This is a genomic window from Paraburkholderia sp. GAS82, from assembly GCF_050436285.1.
Taxonomy (GTDB): domain Bacteria; phylum Pseudomonadota; class Gammaproteobacteria; order Burkholderiales; family Burkholderiaceae; genus Paraburkholderia; species Paraburkholderia phenazinium_B.
In genome coordinates this window covers 542,903-560,247 of record NZ_JBNDLX010000005.1, presented here as the reverse complement: position 1 = coordinate 560,247, position 17,345 = coordinate 542,903, and the positions used below count along the sequence as shown (strand labels likewise).

General features: G+C 62.3%; 16 protein-coding genes. 12 read left to right on the top strand and 4 right to left on the bottom strand.

Translation table 11 applies throughout. The annotated features are described in order from the left end of the window. The first annotated feature begins 10 nt into the window (after positions 1–10). From P3T17_RS18975 to P3T17_RS18940, 8 genes are all read left to right on the top strand, one after another. Positions 11–1,387: an MmgE/PrpD family protein gene (locus P3T17_RS18975; protein ID WP_429408480.1), complete on the top strand. Its 1,377-nt coding sequence runs from the start codon at positions 11–13 to the stop codon at positions 1,385–1,387. Further along, complete coding sequence (locus P3T17_RS18970) at positions 1,384–2,190, top strand: HpcH/HpaI aldolase/citrate lyase family protein (RefSeq protein ID WP_429408478.1); 807 nt, start codon at positions 1,384–1,386, stop codon at positions 2,188–2,190. The genes P3T17_RS18975 and P3T17_RS18970 overlap by 4 nt, the downstream gene beginning before the upstream one ends. Positions 2,191–2,458: 268 nt before the next feature. Further along, positions 2,459–3,865 (top strand): MFS transporter, encoded by a 1,407-nt coding sequence (locus tag P3T17_RS18965; RefSeq protein ID WP_429408476.1) that lies wholly within the window; start codon positions 2,459–2,461, stop codon positions 3,863–3,865. 170 nt (positions 3,866–4,035) lie between these two features. Further along, complete coding sequence (locus P3T17_RS18960; protein WP_429408475.1) at positions 4,036–4,803, top strand: alpha/beta fold hydrolase; 768 nt, start codon at positions 4,036–4,038, stop codon at positions 4,801–4,803. Positions 4,804–4,996: 193 nt separating this feature from the next. After that, entirely contained in the window at positions 4,997–5,884 is an 888-nt protein-coding gene (locus P3T17_RS18955) for a LysR family transcriptional regulator (RefSeq protein WP_074266358.1), read from the top strand. 334 nt (positions 5,885–6,218) lie between these two features. Beyond that, a complete protein-coding gene (gene amaB, locus P3T17_RS18950; protein ID WP_074266357.1) occupies positions 6,219–7,718 on the top strand; it encodes an L-piperidine-6-carboxylate dehydrogenase in 1,500 nt (499 codons plus the stop codon). A gap of 70 nt (positions 7,719–7,788) precedes the next feature. After that, positions 7,789–8,961 (top strand): NAD(P)/FAD-dependent oxidoreductase, encoded by a 1,173-nt coding sequence (locus P3T17_RS18945; RefSeq protein WP_429408473.1) that lies wholly within the window; start codon positions 7,789–7,791, stop codon positions 8,959–8,961. A 270-nt stretch (positions 8,962–9,231) separates the two neighbouring features. Beyond that, a complete protein-coding gene (locus tag P3T17_RS18940) occupies positions 9,232–10,437 on the top strand; it encodes a PLP-dependent aminotransferase family protein (protein ID WP_429408472.1) in 1,206 nt (401 codons plus the stop codon). Between the two features lie 33 nt (positions 10,438–10,470). Here the strand turns inward: P3T17_RS18940 and P3T17_RS18935 are convergent, their stop codons facing one another. The 3 genes from P3T17_RS18935 to P3T17_RS18925 all read right to left on the bottom strand — a co-directional run bounded on the left by P3T17_RS18935 (position 10,471) and on the right by P3T17_RS18925 (position 12,941). Next, positions 10,471–10,989: a metal-dependent hydrolase gene (locus P3T17_RS18935; protein WP_429408470.1), complete on the bottom strand. Its 519-nt coding sequence runs from the start codon at positions 10,987–10,989 to the stop codon at positions 10,471–10,473. 176 nt (positions 10,990–11,165) lie between these two features. Beyond that, positions 11,166–11,510 carry a sugar ABC transporter ATPase gene (locus tag P3T17_RS18930; protein ID WP_429286118.1) on the bottom strand — a complete coding sequence of 115 codons (345 nt, stop codon included), beginning with the start codon at positions 11,508–11,510 and terminating at the stop codon, positions 11,166–11,168. A gap of 273 nt (positions 11,511–11,783) precedes the next feature. Beyond that, a complete protein-coding gene (locus tag P3T17_RS18925) occupies positions 11,784–12,941 on the bottom strand; it encodes a porin (RefSeq protein WP_429286117.1) in 1,158 nt (385 codons plus the stop codon). A gap of 630 nt (positions 12,942–13,571) precedes the next feature. On the opposite strand from P3T17_RS18925, the gene P3T17_RS18920 reads away from it, so the two are divergent. Beyond that, on the top strand, positions 13,572–14,108 hold the full coding sequence (locus P3T17_RS18920; RefSeq protein WP_429286116.1) for a hypothetical protein: 537 nt from the start codon (positions 13,572–13,574) through the stop codon (positions 14,106–14,108). A gap of 51 nt (positions 14,109–14,159) precedes the next feature. Here P3T17_RS18920 and P3T17_RS18915 read toward each other — a convergent pair whose 3' ends face one another. Beyond that, positions 14,160–14,600: a hypothetical protein gene (locus P3T17_RS18915; RefSeq protein WP_429286115.1), complete on the bottom strand. Its 441-nt coding sequence runs from the start codon at positions 14,598–14,600 to the stop codon at positions 14,160–14,162. Between the two features lie 227 nt (positions 14,601–14,827). Between P3T17_RS18915 and P3T17_RS18910 the strand changes: the two genes are divergently transcribed. Genes P3T17_RS18910 through P3T17_RS18900 form a run of 3 tightly spaced genes read left to right on the top strand, consistent with a single transcriptional unit; the run spans position 14,828 to position 17,342 of the window. Further along, positions 14,828–15,511: a CDP-alcohol phosphatidyltransferase family protein gene (locus P3T17_RS18910; RefSeq protein ID WP_429286114.1), complete on the top strand. Its 684-nt coding sequence runs from the start codon at positions 14,828–14,830 to the stop codon at positions 15,509–15,511. Further along, positions 15,508–16,329, top strand: a complete 822-nt coding sequence (locus tag P3T17_RS18905; RefSeq protein ID WP_429286113.1) for a HalD/BesD family halogenase — start codon at positions 15,508–15,510, stop codon at positions 16,327–16,329. The genes P3T17_RS18910 and P3T17_RS18905 overlap by 4 nt, the downstream gene beginning before the upstream one ends. Next, positions 16,326–17,342 (top strand): flippase-like domain-containing protein, encoded by a 1,017-nt coding sequence (locus P3T17_RS18900; protein ID WP_429286112.1) that lies wholly within the window; start codon positions 16,326–16,328, stop codon positions 17,340–17,342. The genes P3T17_RS18905 and P3T17_RS18900 overlap by 4 nt, the downstream gene beginning before the upstream one ends. Positions 17,343–17,345: the final 3 nt, after the last annotated feature.

Here is a 17,345-nt window from a genome sequence, read left to right as displayed (position 1 = left end):
GGCTTTCACCATGACCGATCACCCGAGCCGTACGCTGGCGACATTTGCCGCACAACTGGACTTCGATTCCATTCCCCACGCGGTGGTCGAACGCACCGTCAATCTGTACGTGGACTGGTTAGGCTCGGCGCTTGCCGGTAAAGGCGCGCGGCCGGTCGAGACCATTGCACGTTTTGCCCGCCAGGCGGGCGGCGGTCTTGCAGAGGGGCCATGTGAAGTCTTGATCGATCGCAGTCGCGCGACACCGTATTTCGCGGCAATGGTGAACGGTGCAGCCTCGCATTTCGCCGAGCAGGACGATGTGCACAACGGTTCGGTTTTTCATCCGGCCACCGTCGTGTTCCCGGTGGCGCTCGCGCTGGCGCAAGCGAACCACGCATCGGGGCGCGAATTCATCGCGGCAGCGGTGGTGGGTTATGAGGTTGGGATTCGCATAGGCGAGTTTCTCGGCCGCTCGCACTACAAGGTTTTTCATACTACCGGCACGGCTGGTACGGTCGCAGCCGCCGCCACCGCGGGCCGGCTGCTCGGTCTTACGCCCGCGCAAATGCTGGACGCCTTCGGCTCGGCAGGCACCCAGGCGAGCGGCCTGTGGGAATTCCTGCGCGATGCGGCGGATTCGAAACAACTGCATACCGCGATGGCTGCGGCCAACGGCCTGATGGCCGCCCAACTCGCCGCCGACGGCTTCAAGGGCGCGACGCACATTCTCGAAGGTGCGCAAGGGATGGCAGCGGGTATGTCGAGCGACGCGGATCCCGCGCGTCTGGTCGACCGACTGGGCAGCCGCTGGGCCACCGCCGAAACGTCGTTCAAGTATCACGCTGCTTGCAGGCACACGCATCCTGCGGCGGACGCACTGCTTTCGGTGGTTCAGCAACACACCTTGGCACCGCAGGAGATCGCGAAGGTCACCGCTCACGTGCATCAAGGCGCAATTGATGTGCTGGGCCCCGTCGTCAATCCGCGCACCGTGCACCAGGCGAAGTTCAACATGGGAACGGTGCTGGGCCTCGTCGCTTATCACGGTTATGCGGGCGTGACCGAGTTCGAACAGGGCTTCGACGACGACGCGATCGCCGCCTTCCGCGACAAGGTCGAGATGGCCTTCGACGCTGAAGTAGACGCTGCTTATCCAGCGCGCTGGATCGGCAAGGTCACCGTCGAGACGCAGGACGGCCGCACGCTGCACGGTCGTGTGGACGAGCCCAAGGGCGACCCTGGCAATACGCTGACGCGTTCCGAGCTTGCGACCAAGCTGCAGCGACTGGCGGCGTTTTCCGGCGCAGCCTCTGAGGAAGAGGCGTCGCAGTTGCTCGAGCACGCCTGGCAAATTGCATCGCAGGCCCGCGTCGGAGCGGTGTTTGCAGAAGAGGTGCCTGCATGAGCACCGCGCTGCCGCGTTCATACCTGTTCGTACCGGGCAACCGTCCCGAGCGGTTTGAGAAGGCGCATGCAGCGGGCGCGGATGCCGTGATCCTCGACCTTGAAGATGCCGTGCAGCCGGATGAGAAACCTGCCGCGCGCGGGGCCGTTCTCGCTGCCGCAAATGCCGCGCGGCCGGCATGGGTGCGAATCAACAGCTCCGACACGCGCTGGTTCGCCGACGACGTCGCTGCGCTCGCCGGGCATCCGGGTATCGCCGGGGTGGTGTTGCCGAAGGCGGAGACGCAGGAGCAGGTGAGCGCGGTGCTGGCTCATGCGCATGCAGCGTTGAGCGTGCTGCCGATCGTCGAAACGGCCCGCGGTTTTGCCAATCTGACGGTCTTGTGCGCAGCGCCGCGCGTGGGCCGCATCGTGTTCGGGACGCTCGATTTCCAGATCGATCTGGGTATCGACGGCGATGGGGAGGAATTGCATCTGTTCCGCTCGCAGATCGTGCTGGCCTCGCGGCTAGCGGGGATTGGCGCGCCGGTAGACGGCGTATCGACCACGATCGACGATGCCGCCGTCATCGAAGCCGATGCCCGGCGTGGACGCCGCTTTGGCTTTGGCGGCAAGCTGTGCATCCATCCGAAGCAGATCGATGCGGTGCACCGTGCTTACGCGTGGAGCGACGCAGATCAGGCGTGGGCCACGCGGGTGTTGCAGGCCGTGGAGGCGAGCAAGGGGGCAGCGGTGGCCGTCGACGGCAAGATGGTCGATTTGCCTGTGATCCTGAAGGCACGGCGGATTCTCGGTCAGGGTTGAGGCGAAAGCACCGATTGTTGCACCTCATTAACCTCAGCGAAATACCGGCTTCCAACAATGCGAATTCCCACTTTGGGCCGGCTATTGCACTCTTAGTCTGCTCTGGAAACGGCTGATCGAAGCCGTGACACCCAGGGGCTTGCATTAGAGCTGTCATGCCACCCAAGACGGCCGCGCAAGCTTCGTAGAGCGTGCGGACCCCGCCGCAAGAGCATGGGACCGGAGTCACTGTCAAAGCGCTAACCCCGGTCGACACAGGAGACAAAGCTTGGCTACCGTTAATTCCGGCGCGCGGCTCGACCGCCTGCCTATCAGTCGTTTTCACTGGAAGATCCTCGGCCTGATCGGCGCGGGCGCGTTTCTCGACGCGTTCGACATCTACCTCGCCAACGGCTCGCTCGCCGCGATGGTCAAGACGGGCTTCACCGATTTGCGGCTCGGCTCGTTCTTCATCTCCGCGACCTTTATGGGCATGATGATCGGCGCGGGGCTGTCGGGTTATCTCGGCGACCGCTTCGGCCGACGCTATTCGTATCAGGCGAATCTGGCTATCTTCGGTCTCGCGTCGCTCGCAGCGTGCTTCGCGCCGAACATCTATTGGCTGATTCTGCTGCGCTTCCTGATGGGTGTCGGGCTCGGCGCGGAACTGGTGGTAGCGGCCGGCACGCTGTGCGAATTCGTCCCGCCGGCCACGCGCGGGCGCTGGACGTCGCTGCTGGCGCTGATCATCAACTCAGGATTGCTCGGCGCGACGGCGGTCGGCTACTGGGTGATTCCTCATCTGGGCTGGCGCTATATGTTTGCGATTGCCGGCGTCGGCGCGCTCGTTGTCTGGTTCCTGCGCCATCGCATGCCGGAGTCGCCGCGTTGGCTCGAAACGGTGGGTCGGCTCGACGAAGCCGAAGCGACGGTCTCGGCGATCGAGCGAGAGGTCGAGGTGCGCGTCGGCAAGCTGCCGCCGGTGGCGCGCGTGGTGAGCCACGAAGTGCCTGCGGCGCCGCTGTCTGCGCTGTTTGCGCGCGGGATGATCGGCCGCACGCTGGTGGCCGCACTCACCTGTATGGCTATCAATATGTCGCTGTACGGTTTCGTGGCCTGGCTGCCGACGTTCTTCGTCAAGGAAGGGTTGACGATCGTACAGTCGCTCGGCTTTGTGCTGCTGATGTCGTTCGGCGCGCCGTTTGGCGCCGTGGTCGGCTACTTTGTGACCGACCGTATGGGACGACGTAACGGCCTCGTGCTGTTTTCCATCGTGACGATCGTGCTGGCCCTGATCTATGTGCAGATGCGTGCGCCTGCGGCGATCTCACTCGTCGGGTTCGCGCTCGTCACCGCGATTTATACGGTCTGCACGCTGGGGCTGTTCGGGTATATCCCGGAGTTGTTTCCGACGGCGCATCGCTTGCGTGGTACTGGCATCGCCGGGACCTGCGGGCGGGCGGCTTCGATGACGACGCCTTATGTCGCGCTGCTGCTATACACCCATTTCGGCGTGACGGGTGTGCTTGCCATGGTCGGCGGTGTGTTGTTGCTGATGAGCGTGGCGATTCTCGCGTTGCGCATCGAGACCAGCCAGCAGACGCTCGAAGAGATTTCCCCGGATACGGAGATGTATGGCGCAGGCGGCGCGGAAGTGGCGGCTGGTGGTGTGACGCGGCAGTCTGCGAGGGTGTGAGTTTTGGTTGTGGGGCCTGCCTTGGGTAATCGTCGGCAATGCGTGAGAAGAGGGCGCGTGATTTAATGTAGGTTCGGTTGGCGCGGAGCCCACGGCGTTCGACGGCTTCCGCCCACGTGGCACATCGCACAACGCGAGGCCCGCATCCGCAGCTTCCGAAGGAGACGCCCTTGACCCAGACCGACGCCCCTACCAATGCGCCAACGGCAACGTCGGCGCACGCGAAGCCCGGCACCTACGTGCTGGTCCACGGCGCCTGGCACGGCGGCTGGTGTTGGGACGCGGTTGCACAGATCCTCCGCTCGAACGGGCATCGCGTGTTCACGCCAACGCTAAGCGGGCTCGGCGAGCGAAGCAATCTGCTGTCGCCGCAAATCGATCTGCAGGTCTTCATTCAGGACGTCGTCGATGTGCTCGAGCAGCACGACCTCTCCAATGTGATTCTGGTCGGGCACAGCTTCGGCGGCATATCAATCGCTGGCGCTGCCGATCGCGTGCCGCAGCGTATCCGTCAACTGGTGTTTCTCGACGCAGTCGTGCTGTCTAACGGGGAGACGGCGTTTTCGCGGCTCGCGCCGGAGATCGCCGCGGCGCGCAGGCAACTGGCGCTGGAAACCAGTAACGGCTTGACCATCCCGGTACCGCCCGCGAGCGCATTCGGCGTATTCGAGCCCGATCAGGTCGCATTGCTAGAGCGGTATTGCACACCGCATCCGTTGAAGACGTTCGACGATCCTATTGCTTTGACGGGCCCGGTGGGTGGCGCGCTTCCGAAGGTCTACATCCAGTGCGTCGATCCCGTGTACGCCCCTCTGCAAAGCAGCCGTGACTTTGTGAAAGCGCAGCAGGACTGGGCGTGGGATGAGATTGCTACGGGACACGATGCCATGGTCAGCGCGCCGGAAGCGCTGGCAGAGAAACTGATGGCGTTTGTCTGAGGGAAGCGAGGGGAGTCGGCGCAGACTGCCGCTGCGCCGTGCGGGAGACGATGGCCCCGCAGGCCGTACCGAGACTAGCCATTCGGCTAATTGAAACGCCGTTTCGCGCCCGGTTAAGATGGGTCTTTGCGTTGCTGCCGTCCGCCTGTAGGTGGTTGTCGGCGCACCGGCGCTCACTCCATCGGCTTTCGTCATGCATTTCGACTTTGTAGACCTGCGGCTCATCATCAACGTTGCCGACACGAAGAACCTTGCCCGCGCAGCGGAGCGTTCCCACCTTTCGGCACCGGCGGCGAGCAACCGGATCAAGAATCTGGAGGAGCAGCTCGGCTTCAAACTGCTCTATCGAACCAGCCAGGGGGTGACGCCGACACCAGCCGGCGAGGCGTTCGTCCACCACGCCCGGCTCGTGCTCGAGCGAGTCGAGCATCTGGCGGGCGACATGCAGGAGTACGGCGAAGGCATCAAGGGCCATGTGCGGATCTGGGCCAACACCACGGCGATCAGCGAATTTCTACCCAATGTCCTGAGCCATTTCCTGCGCGACCATCCCGATGTCAACATCGACTTGCGCGAAGTGCTGAGCGGCGAGATCGTCAAAGGCGTCGCGGATAGCGCGACCGACATCGGCATCGTTGCAGGCAACATGCACGCCGAGCATCTGGAGATGCTGCCGTATCGGGACGACCGGTTGATCCTTGTCACCTCGAAAGACCACGCACTCGCACATGAGCGTTCGGTCGATTTCGCGCAGACGCTCGAGGACAACTTCGTCGGCTTGCCCACCGCGAGCGCGATTCACGCGTTTGTGACGAGCGCGGCCGATACGCTGGGTGTGAGGCTCAAACTGCGCATTCAGGTGGGCAACTTCGAGGCGGCCTGTCGGATGATCGAGGCAGGTGTGGGCATCGGCATCGTGCCGGAGTCTGTCGCGCTGCGCCATGGAAAGACCATGCAGATTGCCCTTGTGCGCCTGAACGACGCGTGGGCGGAGCGCAAGCTGAAGATCTGCGTGCGCAGCGTCAAGGATTTGCCGCCGTTTGCGCGGGCACTGGTCGACCGGTTGATGGCGGGCAATTGAGGTATGCACTCGAAGGCGCCCGAAGGCTCGAAGCGGCGTTCGAAGACATGTCCGCTGGGCGCGCGAGGCAGCCGCGACCTAGACACGTTTCCGGATCGAGAATATTTCGTATAGGAAACGAAATTGTCCTGATAGAAAGGCTACGCACCGCCGCGAGCGGGTCCCCGGAAATCCGCCTATCCTATATGCTGCAAGCCTCCAGGCGGCGCGGACTGATGCGCCCGTGACCTGAGCCGCAGACCCCGCCGCAATTGCGCTTGCCGCCATAAACCCCCGCGTGTATAGTTTCCGAACTTACTCTTGTTTCGCATTGGAAATTTAAGGGATTCCTGTTATGAACGCTTCGACCATCCTCGCCGATCTCGGCATCGCCCAGGCGGCGCAAGCCGGCGACATCGCGGTTCATTCGCCAATCTCCGGCGAGCTCATCGGCCGCGTGGCCAGCCATACCGTCGCCGACGTCGACGCGGCGCTCGCCAATGCCAAGCACGCGTTCAACGTCTGGCGCAATGTGCCGGCGCCGCGCCGCGGCGAACTGGTACGCCTGCTGGGCAACCGTCTGCGCGAGAAAAAGCAGGCGCTGGGCAGCATCATTACGCTCGAAACCGGCAAGATCCTCCAGGAAGGTCTCGGCGAAGTGCAGGAAATGATCGATATTTGCGACTTCGCGGTCGGCCTGTCGCGTCAGCTATACGGCCTGACCATCGCCTCGGAGCGTCCGGGCCACCGCATGGCCGAATCGTGGCATCCCATGGGCACCTGCGTCGTGATCTCCGCGTTCAACTTCCCAGCCGCCGTCTGGTCGTGGAATGCCGCGCTGGCGCTGGTGTGCGGCAACGCCGTGATCTGGAAGCCGTCCGAAAAGACCCCGCTCACCGCGCTGGCCGTCAACCAGATTCTCGCCGAAGCGCTGAAGGAATTCGGCGATGCGCCCGAAGGCCTCACCGCGTTGATCAACGGTGGCCGCGACGTGGGCGCGAAACTCGTTGCCGATCCGCGTGCGTCGATCGTCAGCGCTACCGGCAGCACTGAAATGGGCCGTACGGTTGGCGTCGAAGTGGCGAAGCGCTTTGGCCGCTCGCTATTGGAACTGGGCGGCAACAACGCCGGCATCGTCGCGCAAAGCGCCGATCATGAACTGGCCATGCGCGGCATCCTGTTCTCCGCGGTCGGCACGGCGGGCCAGCGCTGCACGTCCCTGCGCCGCCTGTTCGTGCACGACAGCGTGTATGACAAGACCATCGAGCGTCTGAAGCAGCTTTACAGCAAGGTGCCGATCGGCAACCCGCTAGAGAAGGGCACGCTGATGGGTCCGCTGATCGACAAGCAGTCGTTCAACCGTATGCAGGAAGCGCTGCAGCAGGCGGTCGCGGAAGGCGGCAAGGTGTTCGGCGGCGAGCGCGTCGAGGTGAAGGGCTACGAAAGCGGCTATTACGTGCGCCCGGCGCTCGTCGAAATGCCGTCGCAAACGGCGGTTGTGCTGAAGGAAACCTTCGCGCCGATTCTCTACGTGCTGCGCTACTCGGACTTCGCGGATGCGGTCGACGCGAACAACGCTGCGGTGCATGGCCTGTCCTCGTGCGTGTTCACCACGGATCTGCGTGAAGCAGAGCGTTTCCTGTCCGCTGCTGGCAGCGATTGCGGGATTGCCAATGTGAACATCGGACCGAGCGGCGCGGAAATCGGCGGCGCGTTTGGCGGCGAGAAGGAAACCGGCGGCGGACGCGAATCGGGTTCGGATGCGTGGAAGGCCTATATGCGCCGCGCGACCAACACGGTCAATTACTCGTCGGCGCTGCCGCTCGCGCAGGGTATCGACTTCAATATCGGCTGATTTTCCGGCTGATGTCCCGGCTGACCGCACGGTTCGTGCGGTCAGCGCCTGCTTTCGATGGAGCCTTGTCGTGAGTGCGAAAGTCGTAATCATCGGCGGTGGCGTGATCGGCAGCTCGATTGCGTATTTCTTGCGGGCTTCGGACCCGACCGTGAGCGTCACCGTGATCGAGCGCGATCCGACCTATGCGCGCTCGTCGTCGGCGTTGTCGGCGGCGTCGATCCGTCAGCAGTTCTCGACACCGCTCTCGATCCAGATGTCGCTGTTCGGCATCGAGTTCTTGCGTTCAATCGGCGAGCGTCTGGAGATCGACGGTGCAAAACCTTCGATCGATCTGCATGAAGGCGGCTACCTGTTCCTTGCCACGCCGGCCGGCGAGCGCACCTTGCGCGAGAATCACGCGCTGCAGAAAAGCCTTGGCGCCGACATCAGTCTGCTCGAGAAAGCGGCATTGCAGGCACGTTTCCCGTGGCTCAATACCGAGGATCTGGTGGCGGGCGCTTATGGGGAAAGCGGCGAGGGCTGGTTCGATGGCTATGGCCTCGTGCAGGCTTTGCGCAAGAAGGCGCAGGCGCTGGGCGCACGCTACATGGCCGATGCGGTGACAGCATTGGATCGCGACGGCAAGCGTGTCACGCAAGTGGTGACGGCGGGCAGCGAGACTTTCCCCTGCGACGTGGTGGTGAATGCGGCGGGAGCGTGGTCGCGCAAGATCGCTCAGATGATCGGCATCGACATTCCGATATTCGCGCGCCGCCGCAGTATTTTCAACGTCAGTTCGCCTGCGCAACTGGAACACTGTCCGTTGCTGATCGATCCGACCGGCGTCTATTTTCGGCCTGAAGGCAAGTCGTTTATCTGCGGGACGTCGCCGAGTGCGGATAACGATCCGGACGATCTGCCGCTCGACGAAGTCGACCACGCGTTGTTCGATGAGGTGATCTGGCCGACGCTGGCGCATCGCGTGCCGCAATTTGAAGCGCTGCGCGTGCAGAATTGCTGGTCGGGCTACTACGAATATAACGTGCTGGATCAGAACGCGATCATCGGCCATCACCCTGATGTCGATAACTGTATCTTCGCCAACGGGTTTAGCGGTCATGGCTTGCAGCAAGGGCCGGCCACCGGGCGCGGCGTCAGTGAGCTGATTCTGAACGGGCGTTATACGACGCTCGATCTGTCGTCGCTCAATTTTGAGCGCGTGCTGGAGAACCGGCCGATCGTCGAAAAGAATGTTGTCTAGGTGCGGACAAGTGCAACTGCGTTGTGCGTCATGTTGCCCGCGCCTTTGGGAATGCGTTAGCTGAACCCGGCCTCGCGCCGGGTTTTTTTGCGCCGAGTGATTCCGAAAACTCAAAACGTAGTGATTAGATATCGTTTGCCGCGCGTGGGGTTGCTGACCACAATCTACGTTGGCGTTGGCTCATGGAGCGCCCCGAGTTCTTAAGGGCGAACCTTTTGCCCCACTCACTTAACTGCTGGCCACGAGCCCGCGGTCTACCGTTTCGACACCATGTTCTCGTTCACTCCACCGTTCGAAGCACCGTCTGGCTCGCCGATTCGCGAGCTGTTCAAGTACCTGGGACAGCCGGGCATGATCTCGTTTGCAGGCGGCTATCCGGCGAGCGATCTGTTCGATCGGGCAGGTCTTGATGCAGCGACAGCACGCGCTTCAGAACAGAGCGCGCTGTGTTTGCAATATGGTCCAACCGACGGCTTGCCGGTCCTCAAAGATGAGCTTGCCAGACTGATGACGCGGCGCGGCACGCCATGTACTCCGCAGGAATTGCTGGTGACCACGGGCTCGCAGCAGGGCTTCGATCTGCTGCTGCGCGTAATGGTGGGCCCTGGTGACATCGTACTGGTCGAACAGCCGGCTTATCCGGCGACGCTGCAGGCGCTCAAGTTGCAGCAAGCCGAGGTGATTACGATCCCGGTCGATCAGGACGGCCTCGACGTGGTTGCGTTGACCGCGCTACTCGAAGCGGGCACGCTCAAGCGCGCGCCGAAGCTGCTTTACACGGTGCCCACATTCGCAAATCCGACCGGCGCGACGCTTTCCCATGACCGCCGCATTGCATTGCTGAAGCTGGCGGCGCGGCATCAGTTTCTCGTCATTGAAGATGACCCATACGGGGATCTGCGGTTTGCCGGTGAGGCGGTGCCCTCGCTGCTCGCGTTGAGTGCCCAGGTGCCCGGCTCGCGCGATTGGCTCGTGCACTTTTCGAGTTTGTCGAAGATCGTGGCGCCGGGTTTGCGAGTGGGCTGGACTGTGGCACATGCGGAGATTCTGCGGCGCTGTACGGTCGCCAAGCAGACTGTGGATCTGTGCACCTCGTCCCTGACTCAGGTGATTGCAGCGGAATATCTCGCGAGCGGCGCGCTTGAAGTGCATCTGCCGCAGATCATCGCGGCCTACGCATTGAAATGCAGGACGCTGTGCGATGGTCTCCAGACACATCTGAAAGATGAGATTGCGTTTCATCGTCCAGCGGGCGGGATGTTCGTATGGGGGCGGCTCCGCGGTGGATTCGATGCGTCCGCTTATCTGAAGGCGTGTATCGAACAGAACGTGATGTTTGTGCCTGGCGTCGCGTTTTATAAGGACAACGTTGACCTGGCGTCGCTGCGGTTGTCGTTTGCGGCGCCGGGCGTGAGCGATATCGAAGAAGGTGTGCTGCGGTTGAAGCGGGCGCTTGACGCGTTTGGCGGGGCGTGACGATTGCGACGGGGCGTGCGCGTCGTCGATACCCTAACCCGCCCGCAAATGCTGCAACAACGCAAACCCATGCACGCCATGTAGCCAGACATGGCCAGCCACAAACCACGCGGCGATCCACGAAGCTCCGACCACCAGCAGATCGCAGTGCCCGCTATTCCACCAGTTAAGCGAGTGACGGCCTGCAATCCATGGCACGCCAAGCGGGTTAGGCCAATCCGCGAGTAAATGCATCAAGCCGCCGCAAGCAAAGCCAAACGCAATTGCCGCAAACGGATGCGGTAGCCCAAGCCAACGATACGACAACACCAGCAACACGACCCACCCAATGCCCCAATGCGTGACGGTGCGGTGAGCGATCCACAGGCGCCGCTTGCGCGACCACCATGCCACTTCCATCCAGTCGGGCGCCGTACCGCCGGCCACGGCGGCGATAAAACTCGACAACACCCACAGATGAAACGGGCCGCCCGCGCCACTGCGCGCGACGATAGCCGCGGAGATAACACCGGCCGCGAAGCCGGTAGCGTGATGTGCTTTGTTCGATGCCATCGGAAGTGCGCGGCGCCACGTGCGCCGTCTGATTACGAATACGAAGGGCCGTTATATTCGCAGATGCCCGCGCAAAAAGACAGCGCCGCGCGTGCAGTGCAGGCGCGGCGCGAGAGACTCACTCACATTCGTCAAGCGGCGAGCGCCGCGCAAAGCGCAGACGCGATGCCCGCTGCTTAAGTCGCGCAGCGCGCGATATCGAAGCGCATTTCCGGTTCCGGCGGATCGTCCGGCGAGTTGGCCGGCCGCATCACCTTGATGACGGACCCGGCACTGGCAGGCGTAAGTGTAACGAAGTACGAAGTGTTGGAATCCGATCCAACGGCCAGTTCGGTCGCTCCGCCCACGGACGATGCCCGTACGCGCGAAAGACGGCTCTCCAGGCATTCTGTAATGTCGGAGGTGGTGCGTTGCGACGTCACGAACACCAGCGGTTGCGACGCATCGCGCGTGGGGCCGGACGAGCCACAGGCCGCAAGCGTGAGTGCAGTGGGAACGAGTAACAGAAGAAGTTTTTTCATAATCGGATCGTCGGCGCTCCCGGTCGGGCGCGGGAACTGGGCCATGGGCGGAGAACGTGGTGCTCCGCGACGAAGCCGCCGGTCAACCGCGGCGAGCGCCCGATGAGGCCTGCAGCGTGGAAGGCGGCTGCATCGAGTATACCTGCGTATGCATGACGGTTCGACACTTGTACATTTCGCGCGCCCATAAAAAAACGCACGCGTGATCGTGTCACGCGTGCGTTGTTCAGCAGTGTCAACAGACCGGATCGTTCGATCCGGTCCGCAGCTTCATTAGAAGCGGTGACGCAGACCGACGGTCGCTGCCACCTGGTTGCCGGTCGACGACGGCGACAGCGTGTTGATCATAGCCACGTTCGCGCTGCCATCGCCCAACGAGCCCGACGCATGCTGGTACACACCTTCCAGGTAGAAGTCAGTGCGCTTGCTGAGCGAGTAGTCAGCCTGCAGCGAAACGGTTTGCCACTTCGGATCGCCATCGCTCGTGCCGCCCGTCGCATGGCCGTTCGTGAACGTGTACGCCGCGTTCAGGCTCAGCGCCGGAGTCAGAGCGTACTTGCCGTTGACTTCATAGTTGTCGAGGTGCAGGTTCGTACCCGTCGGCACCGTGAAGCCCACGCCGTTCTGGTCGCCGGCGATCAGGTTGTCGTCCTGTGTGTGCGTGTACAGCAGACCAACCGTAGCCGGACCGAACGAGTAATTCGCGCCCACGCCATACGTGCGCTGCGTTGCTGCCGTCAGGTTGGCATCGTTGCCTGCGCCTGCCGACACTGCACCGCCCGAGTTCGAGCTGCCCAGTGAGTTGTTCATCTGCAGGTAGGCAGCTGCAACATTCAACGGGCCGTTGGTGTACGAAGCGCCGGCGCTATATGCGCGGTTGTTCGCGAACTGGCCAGCGTCGTTGCTGAAGCCGTACAAGCCGCCGAAGTGGAAACCGGCGTAGTTCGCGCTCTGGTACTTGACTGCGTTCTTGATCGAGAACGAGTTGTCGAGGTTGTCGTTGTCGAACGGGTGGGCGGCGAGGTTGTTGCCGTAGCCCGAACCTGCTTCCGACAGCGGACCGAGGTAGTCGACCACGGAGTCATATTGACGGCCGAGGGTCAGCGTACCGTACTGGTCGCTTTGCAGACCGACGAAAGCTTGACGGTTGAACAACGTGTTGCTTTCGTTGAACTGGCCGTTGTTAATGTTGAAGCCGTCTTCCAACGTGAAGATGGCATGCAGGCCGCCGCCGAGGTCTTCGCTGCCGCGCAGGCCGAAGTACGTATCCGACACCGTGCCGCTACCTTGTTGCCAGTTGTTGTGGCCACCCTGGTTGTTCGTGTAGACCACACCGGCATCCAGCGTGCCGTACAACGTGACGCTGCTTTGTGCGTGGGCGTTGATGGCGAACGCGCCCATGATGCCCGCGATGATGAGGGTTTTTTTCATGCTTTTTAACTCCGAGACAGTCCGTAGAGAATCGCGATATAGGGCTTAATGCCGACGCCGCCGGCCGCCTAGTGATTCGCAGCGAAGTGTATTCCGTCTAATCCATTGATTTACGTTGTATGGCGCAACAATGCTTTTCCGAATCAGGAATGGCGCGTTTGATCAGACGTAAGTGCAAGTAAATAAAGTGAATTTCTGTTTGATTTATTGGGCGTCACGATGTTGTCAACTGTTTTGATGTTGCACATGCGCGACGCCCGTCCCTGGCGGCTCAGCGCCTTACGGACTGTTGGCCGAACGACAGGATTCCGATTCTTAAGTTTCGCGAAAGAGATTATTCCATTTGTTGTTGCGATTACGCCGGGTTACTCGATTTACAATTAAGCGCACCCTTTGACCGAGGGTGTCTTTTTCATCTGTTTATACGCGGCCTTCGGGCCGCGTTTTTTTATTCCGTATTGAATTCGATTATAAGTTCCTGGTAATTTCGAAAAACATTTTTCTATAAATGGAAAGAATCAGCCACCTTGGCTGAAAGGCGTAGGCCGTCCTTGGCGGTCGCGCGGACAGGTAGAATCGAACCCTGAGCCTTGTGCTGATGAACCTGTTCCAAACCTGAGCGACCCTGCAATGACCGACAAGTCCCTTCCTTCGCCCGACACCGCTGCCGATTCCGCGACGGAAGACCTCCCCGAAGTGCCCGAGATTCAGCGCGAAGCGCGTTTGTGGCGCGATGACGGGTGGACGGCGCGCGTCATCAAGAACGAAGACGACGACGGCTGGGCGGTGGAAATGATCAAGGACGGCGAGGCGGAGCCTGCGCTGGTCGGACCATGGACGATGGGACGTGACAAGAAGAACCCGAAGCCGCTCGATACGGGTGCTTTCAATACGTTGGTGAAGACGGCGTCGGAGGTATTGCGCCGCCATGAGCAGCAGCTGCACGCCATGCTGCACAAACGGGTCACAGTGGATTCGCCGTCGGGCGACGGGGAACTGGCGGTCACGCTCGACATCGTGCCGAGCGAAGATGATCCCTACGCGTTGTTGACCGCGTTCGACGCTTTTGGCGAGCAGCTCGCGCAGGTGAAAGTGGCGCCTAACTTCAAGCTAGGCAAAGCAAACGCGACCGCGTGGGTGGCAGACGGCTTTCGGCGTCCGGGCTGAGTCCGCGCCAAACCGGGGTGAGATCTCCGGGCGCGGCGCTCGCACCCGTTCTCAATTCCGCTTGCAGAAAATTGCCGTAACGTGCGGGGCGACGTGATGCACGATTGCCGCCGTGCTGCCGGCCTGCGTGACCGCCTCCTGCACGCTCGAATCGCTGCCCCACACCACGGCGCCGTAAGCTGAATTGGCAAGCGGCTCGCCGTCGCCGGTACGGAACATCGGATCGTCCTTCTCGAAGCCGACCACCGCGAACACGTGAAAGCCGAAGGCGGTCAGGTCGGCGCCTTTAGCCGGCTTGAATGCATTGATCGAATTGCTTTCGACGCGCATCGGCGTTGCCTCGATCAGTTGCTGCTGGGCGAGGTCCGAGATGAACTGATGTCCAGATTCGTTGCAGGCAAGCGACGCGTCGAGCGCCGTGGCGGCGTGGCCGGCAAGCGGCAGGGCTGTCGCAGACAAGACGAGCAGGGCGGTCGAAAAAACGTGCTTCATGGCCTTCGGGGTAGCGTGGTCGAAATGGCAAATTCGCCGCACGACAAGGCTGGAAGGGCCGCCGCGCGGGGTTGCGCATCTGGATTACACGGCGTTACAGGCGCAACTGGATTCGCACTTTACCAACGTTCGGGGATTCGTGCTGAAGTCCGCTCCTGTCAACGGTTAGAGGGATTTTTGTTGCGGAGAAGAGCAGGATTTCCTGTAACCGTATATATTTCCGGGTTATGAATTCGCGACCAATATCCCTAAAAAACGTTCCGGTCCCAAAAACGTGGGACGCGAGGCTTGCCCGCCGGCTCGTGACGCCGCTTGTGAACACGTTTGTCACCCCTAATCACCTGACCACCCTGCGCCTCCTGATTGGCGTCGCGGGCGCGCTGGGCTTGGCCCGTGGCGGGTTTGTATGGGCCAATGCAGGCGCACTGCTGATCGTGCTGTCGAATTTCGTCGACCACACGGACGGCGAGCTCGCGCGCATCAGCGGCAAGTCGAGTCGGATCGGTCATTTTTACGACCTGGCGTGCGACGCGCTCGTGACGGTCCTGCTGTTCGTTGGCTTGGGCCTTGGCATTGGCCCGGTGCACGAAGTCGGCCGGGTCCTGCCGGGCGGGTTCCTTGGAGGACTGGCCGGAGTGGCGGTCGCCGTGATTTTCTTCCTGCGTATGCGGATTGAAGACATGGAAGGAAAATCGGGCACCAAACAGGCATCGGTGGCCGGTTTCGAGACCGAAGACGTGCTGTACCTGCTGCCACTCGTCACGCTGACGGGCATTATCACGCCGTTCGTGGTGGCTGCTTCGATCGGCGCGCCGCTTTTTGCCATCTGGGTGATCGTCGACTATCGCCGCGCGCTGCGTCGCAATGCACGCCCCGTGGCCGAGACCAGTCAGATGCAGGTTAGTCAATGAGTACGCAGGCCGAAGAGCACGTGGTCAGCCAGGCTTCGTTCCAGCAGGTATCCGGCGCACCAGCACCCGCGGCCGCTCCCGAGGCGGATCGCGCAGTCGCCTGCCGTACACGCCAGTTCGACACGGCCGGTCTGCGCAAGGACTTCGCCGATCAGGGCGCCTTCCTCTACATGGAAGACTTCCTGGCGCCCGAGGTGACGGCGCAACTGGTGCATAGCGCCCGCGCGTTGCTCGACGAGGTGAACCGCAATTACCTGCCGGGGCACAAGCAGGGCGGCAGTGTCAGCCGTCACACGATCGACCGTCTCGCGCCGTTCATTGCCGAGCTGTATCGCTCGAAAGAGCTGATCGGCTGGCTGGAGCAGTTGAGTGGCGACAAGCTGATGGTTTCGCCGGCGGACGATCCGCACGCCTATGCGCTGTACTACTACATGCGGCCGGGCGATCATATTGGCTGGCACTACGACACCTCTTACTACGATGGCCGTCGCTATACGCTGCTGCTTGGCGTGATCGACGAGTCGTCGTGCCGTCTCGATTACGAACTGCATACGCGCAACCCGGACGTGCCGGACGTGCCCGGCTCGGTGCAGATTCCGCCGGGCGGCCTGGTGTTTTTCGACGGCGACAAGCTGCGCCACCGCATCACGCCGGCTGGAGCCAACGAATTCCGCGTCTCGCTGACGTTCGAATACGTTACCGATCCGAACATGCGCCCGTGGCGGCGTTTCATCTCGAACATGAAAGACGCGATCGCCTACTTCGGCTTCCGCCAGGTGTTCCGTCAGATGGTCAAAGGCAAAGGGGCCGGCGCATGACTCGCGCGGCCGTGATCCTGCTGACGATCGGCGTGGCGCTGTTCGTCGCGCTGCTCGCCTGGCAGGGCCTTGGTTCCGTTACGTCGACGCTGATGGTGGCGGGTTGGGGCCTGGCGCTGGTGGCCGCATTCCATCTCGTGCCGCTGGTGCTCGATTCGGCGGCGATCGCCGTGCTGTTCGACCGCCGGCGCGACGGTGTAAGCGCGCTCGATGCGCTGCTGGCGCGCTGGACCGGCGAGTCGGTCAACAGCCTGTTGCCGGCCGGACAGATTGGCGGCCCTGTGGTGATCGTGCGGCAACTGTCGCAACGCGGCATGCGCATGCGCGATGCGGCCGCCGCGATCACGGTCAGCACCACGCTGCAGGCGCTCGCGCAAATCGTCTTTGCCGTGCTCGGCCTGCTGCTGTTCGGCGCCTACGCGGCGCAAGGCGCGCTGCACGATCTGCGCACCGCAACTTTTATTGCCACCGCTATACTCGCCGGAATGATTGCGCTGTTCTTCTTCGCCCAGCGGCGCGGCCTGTTTGGACGGCTTTTGCGGGTGGTGTCGAAGGTGTTCGGCAAGCGCGACTGGTCGTCGCTCACGATGCGCGCCGATGCCGTCGATGGTGCCGTGCAGGCGCTCTATCGCGACCGCGCCCGCGTGTTGGCGAGTTTTGCGCTGAGCCTGGTAGGCTGGATCGTCGGCACCGTGGAAGTGTGGCTTGCGCTGCGCTTCCTCGGTCATCCGGTGGGCTGGATCGACGCGTTGCTGCTCGAAAGCCTGGGTCAGGCAATTCGCGGCGCTGCGTTTGCGATTCCCGGTTCGCTTGGGGTGCAGGAGGGTGGTTATCTGCTGCTCGCGCCGCTTGTCGGCTTGCCGCCGGAGGCGGCGCTGGCGCTGTCGCTTGCCAAGCGCGCCCGTGAGCTCCTGCTTGGCTTGCCGGGCCTGTTGTACTTGCATTTCAGTGAAAGAAACTGGCAGCGTCGGCGCGCGACGCAGGTGCCGGCTGTCGACAAATCTTACTTTTAGAAA